General features: G+C 72.4%; 4 protein-coding genes. All 4 read right to left on the bottom strand.

Annotated elements, in window-relative coordinates:
- Positions 1-118: 118 nt before the first annotated feature.
- The 4 genes from IU476_RS05810 to IU476_RS05795 all read right to left on the bottom strand — a co-directional run bounded on the left by IU476_RS05810 (position 119) and on the right by IU476_RS05795 (position 6,729).
- Positions 119-955 (bottom strand): M12 family metallopeptidase, encoded by an 837-nt coding sequence (locus tag IU476_RS05810; RefSeq protein ID WP_195097212.1) that lies wholly within the window; start codon positions 953-955, stop codon positions 119-121.
- Between the two features lie 166 nt (positions 956-1,121).
- Positions 1,122-3,722, bottom strand: coding sequence for a helix-turn-helix transcriptional regulator (locus IU476_RS05805; RefSeq protein ID WP_195097561.1), 2,601 nt, complete (start codon positions 3,720-3,722; stop codon positions 1,122-1,124).
- 65 nt (positions 3,723-3,787) lie between these two features.
- On the bottom strand, positions 3,788-4,915 hold the full coding sequence (locus tag IU476_RS05800) for a catalase family protein (protein ID WP_195097210.1): 1,128 nt from the start codon (positions 4,913-4,915) through the stop codon (positions 3,788-3,790).
- On the bottom strand, positions 4,912-6,729 hold the full coding sequence (locus IU476_RS05795; RefSeq protein WP_195097207.1) for a peroxidase family protein: 1,818 nt from the start codon (positions 6,727-6,729) through the stop codon (positions 4,912-4,914). The genes IU476_RS05800 and IU476_RS05795 overlap by 4 nt, the downstream gene beginning before the upstream one ends.
- Positions 6,730-6,972: the final 243 nt, after the last annotated feature.

Below are 6,972 nucleotides of genomic sequence, written 5' to 3'. Positions count from 1 at the left end.
GGCACGTGTCGGCCCCCGCACCTCGTCGTGCGGGGGACCGGGTGAGGACTCCGGTTGTCCTCGAACCGTTGCGCCGCAGCGGATCTCCGTTGATTCGGGGCGGCGCCGGTCGTCGGTGCTAGCGCGCGGCAGGGTTCGCCGCGGCGGCCGGCCGCGCGGACGGCGCGGTGACGAGTGCGGTGGGGTAGAGGTCGTGGGCGAAATGGTGGTCCCGGTCGTTGATGTCGAGGCCGCCGGGGACGCCCCGGCCGTCGCGCATGATCCGCGCCGGGAGCTGGTAGCACATGATCGACTGGTTGTCGGTCGGGGTGGCGAGGAGGGCGGTCTCCTCGAGCGGCGTGAGGACCTGGGCGCGGGTGGTCGCCTCGTCCCAGCCGGCGAGCTGCGCGAAATACCGGATCGCCTTGTCGGGGTCGATGCGCGCCACGATGTCGCGGCGCAGATGCTCGTGCGGGAAGCCGAGGGTGTGGCCGGTCTCGTGCCGGACCACACGCCGATACTCGTTCTCGGAGGTGGTGAGGGAGAACGAGTCCAGGTTCATGGTCGGCTGGTCGGGGTCGATGTGCAGGATGTCGGTGCCCAGATACGACCAGTACCCGCCGCCGGGCGTGCGGGCGATCCGGACCTCGGCGTCGGCGCTGTGGCTCTCGCTGAATTGCACATTCGCGCCCGGGGACCACGCGTTCATGTGCGCCAGGATGTGATTCTTCAGCGCGGTGTCGCGGGTGTCGAGGAACCGCACGGCCAGGTGCACGCCACCGCTGCGCCAGTATTTGCCGGCCAACGCGGCGATGAGTTGTTTCGTCACCGTCCCGGCGCCGAGGAACTTGATTGCCGGGCGCAGATGAGGATGGTTCGCGGGATTGATTTCCACGGCCGTTCTGGCGGACTCCAGCTGCCTGTCCTCCGGCAGGCTCTTGGGGCAGCACACAGCGGTGTCGTCGGGCGTACTCATTGTTGCTCTAATCTCTCGTTACGATGTCCGGCGACCATCGGAGCGGCCGAACACCACGAGTATCGGCAGGATTGCCAGGCCGTGGCTGGCGTAGTGGGGTACCCAATTCCGCGCCGAAAGACCGAAATATTTGTGCCCGAATACGCGAATGCGATAATAATTTCTTTTATCGCTCGGTGTGATGCCAGATCAATTTGGCGAGCTGCTCGCGATCGGCCACATCGAGTTTCGTGCAGGCGCGGTAGATGTGGCCCTCGACGGTGCGAATGGACACCCCGAGCCGCTCCGCGATCTCCCGGTTGGACAGCCCGCGCGCGACCAGGGCGGTGATCTCGCGTTCGCGCGCGGTGACGGGTAGCGGGCGCGCGGCGGCCGTCAGGGCGGGACTGGTCGCGCCGTCGCAGCGGGCGGCCAGACCCAGTGCGCGCGTGGCGGATTCGGCGCTGAGCCGGCGGCGTCCGGCGCGGTCGTGGATCGGCACCGCCTGCGCGGCGGCGTCGGCGGCCGACAGCAGCAGGCCCGCCGCCTCGAATTCGGCGCTCACCGTCGCCAGCGCGTCCGGGTCGGCGTGGCCGACGGCGGCGGCGTGCCGGCTGTAGAGGTCGACGACCGGACCCTGCACCCGGCCCGCGAGCGCGGCCAGCCGGCCCGCCACGGTGCGGTCGCCGTACCGGGCCGCGTGGTGCAGCGCCTCGGCCTCGACGGCGTACTGCCCCGCGCTGCAAGCCATTCCGGCGGCGCTCCGTGCCAGCTCGATCGCCCGGTACGGGTTGCCGGACGCCGCCGCGAGCCAGGCGCGCGCGAGCACGCGCTGCGGTTCGTGCAGCGCCAGGTGCGGCCCGGCGTGGTCGTCGGCGTCGGCGAGCACCCGCTCGGCGGCCGGGACGTCGCTGAGCGCGGCGTAGGCGCGCACCAGCAGCAGCCGCGCCGGCAGCAGCCAGGGCAGCGGGATCTCGGCGTCGAGCGCGGCCAGCGCCTGCTCGATCGCGGTGATCGCGTCGCGGAACCGGCCGCGGTAGGTGGCCACCACGCCGAGCCCGATCTCGGTGATCGCCCAGCCGAGGAACTGCCCGGCGGTGGAGAAGGTGCCGAAGCCCGCGGCGCGCCGCTCGGCCCGGTCGAGTTCGCCGGTGAAGGTCAGCGCCAGGACCTCGCCGTAGCCGACCATGACCCGGATCAGGCCGTCGGTGGCCTTCTGCTGGGCCCGGCTGCGCGCGGCGATGGGCTCGAAATCCGCGCCGCGCCCGGCGACCGGCATGGCCAGGCCCGCGGCGAACGCGGCGAGATCGACGGCCTGGCGCGGCGCCTCCGGGGCGGCCAGCACGCGCTCGGCGGCGTCGATCCCCTCGGGAATGCGGTTCTCGTGCACCGACATCGCCGCGCCCATGGCGTCGACGATGAGCCGCAGCACCGGCAGTTCGACGCGGTCGTTGAGCAGGTCCACCAGCGCGCGGCTGCGCCGGACGTCGCCGAGGTGCCAGAACAGCAGGCTGGCGCGAGGCAGGCCCCACTGCACGAGCTGAATCGGGTCCAGCCGCTCCGGATCGAAGGCGGCCAGGATCTCGTCGGCCGCGTGCGGGTGGCCCTGCCACAGCAGCGCGCGCGAGAGCAGTTCGGCCGCGGTGAGGCCGCCGCCGCGGTCGTAGGCCGCGCGCGCCAGCTGCTCGCCGGTCGGCAGGTCCGACAGCGAGACGGCGTCCTTGGCGGCGGTGATCAGCAGGTCGGTGTCGACGGGCCGGTCGCTGTCGATGTACAACTGCGCCAGGCGAATCCGGTCGGCGGCGGTGTCGAGGACCCGCCCGCGCAGCATCTCGACGATGCGCCCGCGCTGGCGGCGCGCGGAGGCGGTGCCGATGCGGCGGCGCACCACGTCGCCGAGCAGCGGGTGGCTGAACCGGGCGTTGATGTGCCGCCCGTCGGGGCAGGCGCGGATCAGGCCGGCGATCTCGGCGGTGTCGACCGCCTGCTCGCCGACGAGGCCGATGAGGATGTCGATCTCCAGCGGCTCGTAGAGCGCCAGCACCTTCAGCGCCTCGCGCACCGCCTCGTCGGTGCGCGACAGGCGCTCGTCGAGCAGCGCGGCGAGCCCGGACGGGACGGCGGTGGGGCCGCGCAGCTGCCACACGCCGTTGACCTCGGTGAGGGTGCCCGCTTCCAGCGCGCCCTCGACCATGTTGCGCAGGAACAGCGGGTTGCCCGCCGAGGACTCCCACATCACGTCGGCGGTCAGGCCCTCGAGGAGCCCGCCCAGCGCCGTCTCGACGAGCCGGACGGACTGCTGTTTGGTCAGCGCCGGCAACTCGACGCGCTCGAGATATCCGTCCTTCCACAGCGACGTGACCGCGTCGGGCACCGGCTCGCCGTCGCGCACCGTGGCCACGATGTGGGCGGCCCGGTCCACGGCGATCTGGTGCAGCAGGGTCGCGGAGAGCTTGTCGAGCAGGTGCGCGTCGTCGACGCCGATCACCGTATCCTGTTGGCGCACCAGGTTTTCCCGCGCCGAGCCGAGCAGCGCGATGGGGTCGCGCGTCGCCGAGGGCGCCACCCACGGCGCGAACGCCCCGAGCGGGATGTCCCGCGAGGACTCGGTGCACACCGCCCACCGCACCGGGGTGGGCAGCGCGGTGGTGACCAGGCGGGCCAGGGTCGTCTTGCCGACACCGGCCGCGCCCGTCAGCACGACGCCACCGGTGCCGGTGCTCGTGAGAGTGGTATGGATCGCCTTGAATTCGACCGGGCGGTCCAGCAGTTGCCAGCTGTCCCCCATGAACAGCAAGCTTAGATCGTGCCCGCCGGTGTCGCGACGGGTTTCCGCGGGGGTGTTCGCCGTGGTCACCGCGGCAGCTCGGTGATGTCCGCGGGTTCGACCCGCGGCGCGTTGTTGACGTGGTGCCGGAAATCGCTGGAGGCCTCGTAGACGCGCTTCTTGAGCCGGTTGATCGAGCCCAGCGGCCGGTGGTCGCGCAGCCCGCGCCAGGAGTTGAACGACAGCACGTCGTCGCCGAACGCGCGCCGCTGCGGGCTGTAGGGATCCTGGGCGCCGAACCGGACGGTCGCGACGGCCCGGTGCGGCGACGCGTCCTCGGGCCAGGGCACCGTGGCGTCCTCGATCGGCATGGTGCGCGGGTCGGTGCACAGCTGGACGCGCAGCTCGTATTCGGCGCTGTGCGCGGCGAAGAAGTCGACCACGAGGTCCCGCAGGGCGTCGATGTTCCCGTCGTGGCCCATCGGCTGTCCTTGCAGGGCACGCACTTCCGGCGACACCGGGGTGTAGAGGATCTTGGCGACGTGGTCGCCGTAGCGCAGCGGCGCCGACGAGTAGAAGGTGTCGCCCAGGATGTGGGTGTTGGGGCGGACGAAGACGTTCAGGCTCGGCGGCAGCGGGTGCCCGAGGGGGCTCAGCACGCGGGTGTCGAGCGCGGAGAGCGCGGTGGCGGCGGTCGCCAGGACGGGGTCGGGCAGCCGGGCCAGCAGCCACGCGGTCGGCATGCCGCGGGTGTAGTAGGCGTGCGCGTCGGCGAACAGGAATTCGCGGTGGGTGACCATGACGAAGTCCTGCGTGGTGGCGGTGTCGTCGGGCAGCACCCGCGGACCCTGCACGCCGAGCACCTTGAGGCCCAGGCCGCGCACCCCGCGCAGCTGGTCGCTGCGGAGCACGCCGGAGGTGCTGGAGAGCCGGGTGATCACCGGATACGTTGCGGGCGTGGCGAACAGCCCCTGCGCGAGTTCCGGCGGCAGCCCGGCGTGCACGGTCAGCTCGCCCCGCAGGATGCCGTGGCTCTTGGCGTGCGCGTCGCGCAGACCGTGCTTGTATTTGCGGTACGCGCGTTCGTTGTTGCGGCGCAGCACCGCGATGATCTTGTCGATGGTCGCTTCCTCGTCGCCCCGCGGGTGCTCGAGGTCGTCTCGGTAGCGCAGATAGGTCGGCCGGTTCGTCCGCGGCGTCACCACGTCGGTCATCGGGAGTTCCTTTCCGGGTGGTGCGGGGGCGCGGCGCTTCGCCACGGCGCGAAGGGGTTCGCGACGCCCGCGAGCGCGGGCGCCAGGGTCGGGAAGTGGCGCAGCAGCACGCTGCGCATGGTGTTGTCGCGGATCCACGCCATCCCCGCCTCGGTGTAGATCTCGGGCCGGAAATCGGTGGTGAAGTAGCGGTCGCTGGACAGTCGCCGCGACGCCATGAGCACGAACAGCCGGAAGGCGGTGTCGCTGAAGCCGAATCCGGGCGGCTTGGGTTCGGCGTAGAGGCCGACCATGAGGTCGACGCGCTCCACGTCGCCGTAGACCTGTTCGAGTTCGCGCGCCCACCGCGGGTCGTCGGTCAGTTCGCGGAACGAGCGGGCGGGCGCGAGCCGCAGCTGGCGGCGGAACTCGTTGTAGCGCGGCACCCCGCGTTCGCGCACCCGCAGGATGTCGACGGTGGCCAGGTCGGTCAGCGGGTGGCCGGGGCGCACCAGGGCGCGCAGGTGCTGCGGATAGTTGTGCAGGGTCAGCGCGCCGGGGTGGGCGCGCCCGAACGAGTAGAACAGGTCGGGCATCGGCGCCTCGGCGAGGCGGCGACGCACCTCGGTGACCTGCAACTCGGGGAACGGGTGCTCGGCGGCGACGCTGTCGTCGGCGAGGCGGCGCACGCGCAGGGTGTCGGGGATGAGCGGGTGCATCCGGTAGATAGCGACGAACTCCTCGGTCAGCGAATACGGGATCCCAGCGTCGTCGGTCGCCGAACCCGGTATGCCGCAGAGGATCTCGTTGCCGCTGAGCCGCCCGAACCGGCGGTGCACCCGCTCGCCGAGCACGCCGAACCAGTTGGCGCGCATGCCCGCGACGGTGGTGGGGTGGGCGATGATCGCCGGTGTCCAGTCCAGGGTGTGGATCTTGGCGATGAGCGCGGCGTTGATCAGCCGCGCGGTGTCGTAGAGCCGCTGGTCGCTCATGCTCGGGTAGCGCTGCGCCAGTCGCGCGCAGATCGCGTTGTGCTCGCGCATGAACAGCGAGTGCAGCAGCGCGAGGCCGACCCAGAAGTTCGCCGCCGGACCCGTGGGGTCGACCAGGCGTTCGGCGGCGAGCGGCGGCAGGCCCAGGTCGTCGAGGACCAGGCGGCCGCCCTCGCCCGCGCGCAGCGCCCGGGCGAAATCCGCTGTGCTGCCGTAGATCTGGGAGGCGTCCCACCAGTGCGTGTCGTTGGTCGTGAAGGTCGGGGGACCGCCGGGGTCGGGGCTGGGGATCGTCGCGGTGCGCGGGACGGTCATCGGCCGCAGGGGCCACGGGTCCTGATCGGACAGGGGGACGTTCCACGGCGCGCTCTCGGCGTCGCCGTGGCTCATCCAGTCGTGCACCTCGAACTGGATCCAGGCCGCCGCCAACAGGTTCAGCGTGGTGGCCGGCCGGAACTCGTCGCGGGCCAGCAGGCGCTCGCTGACCAGCCGCGGACTGGGTGTCAACAGCCGCGCCGGATCCTCGGGGTAGCTGTGGCGCGGTGCGACGTTGCGGCCGAACCGGCTGCCGACCGAGCCCGTGCGGGGCGCGGCGACGGCGTTGTAGGTGCCGTCGACGGTCCGCGCGCGCAGGTACTCGCCGTCGGGCGGCTCCGCGGCGGGCGGGGTCGGATCGGGGTGGGCGCCGGTGTCGAAGAGGTTGCGGGCGCGCAGGCGGCTGCGCAGGCCGACGAGCACGGCCACGCCCAGCGGGGTCGGCAGCCGCGACCACCCGACGGCGCGGTCGACCGCCTCGGCGGCGTGCGCCAGCAGGCGGGTGGCGGGCGGTGGTGTCCTGAGCATCGAACCTCCACGTGGCGTGCGCGAGCAGGGCTCGCCGAACGGGGCTGGATGAACAGTGTCGGTGCCCGGATCGTCGCGGACACGAGTAGCGCGCTACCCCAAACGGCGGCGGCCGCGGGCGGCGAGTCGGCTCGTCGCGAGCCGCCGCGCCCGGTTCCCGCACCGTGCGGGTAGTCGCGCGGGGGCTCGGCCGGCCGCCGGATCGAGTAGGGCGTTACCCGGGTCGGCCGGGCGGTCGGTCTG

The organism is Nocardia blacklockiae, from assembly GCF_015477355.1.
Classification (GTDB): domain Bacteria; phylum Actinomycetota; class Actinomycetes; order Mycobacteriales; family Mycobacteriaceae; genus Nocardia; species Nocardia blacklockiae.
This window is presented reverse-complemented; position numbering and strand designations above follow the sequence as displayed.

Excerpts from the sequence above, each read along its gene's own strand:
- IU476_RS05800 (WP_195097210.1), bottom strand. The coding sequence starts at position 4,915 with ATGACCGACGTGGTGACGCCGCGGACGAACCGGCCGACCTATCTGCGC.
- IU476_RS05810 (WP_195097212.1), bottom strand. The coding sequence starts at position 955 with ATGAGTACGCCCGACGACACCGCTGTGTGCTGCCCCAAGAGCCTGCCG.
- IU476_RS05805 (WP_195097561.1), bottom strand. The coding sequence starts at position 3,722 with ATGGGGGACAGCTGGCAACTGCTGGACCGCCCGGTCGAATTCAAGGCG.
- IU476_RS05795 (WP_195097207.1), bottom strand. The coding sequence starts at position 6,729 with ATGCTCAGGACACCACCGCCCGCCACCCGCCTGCTGGCGCACGCCGCC.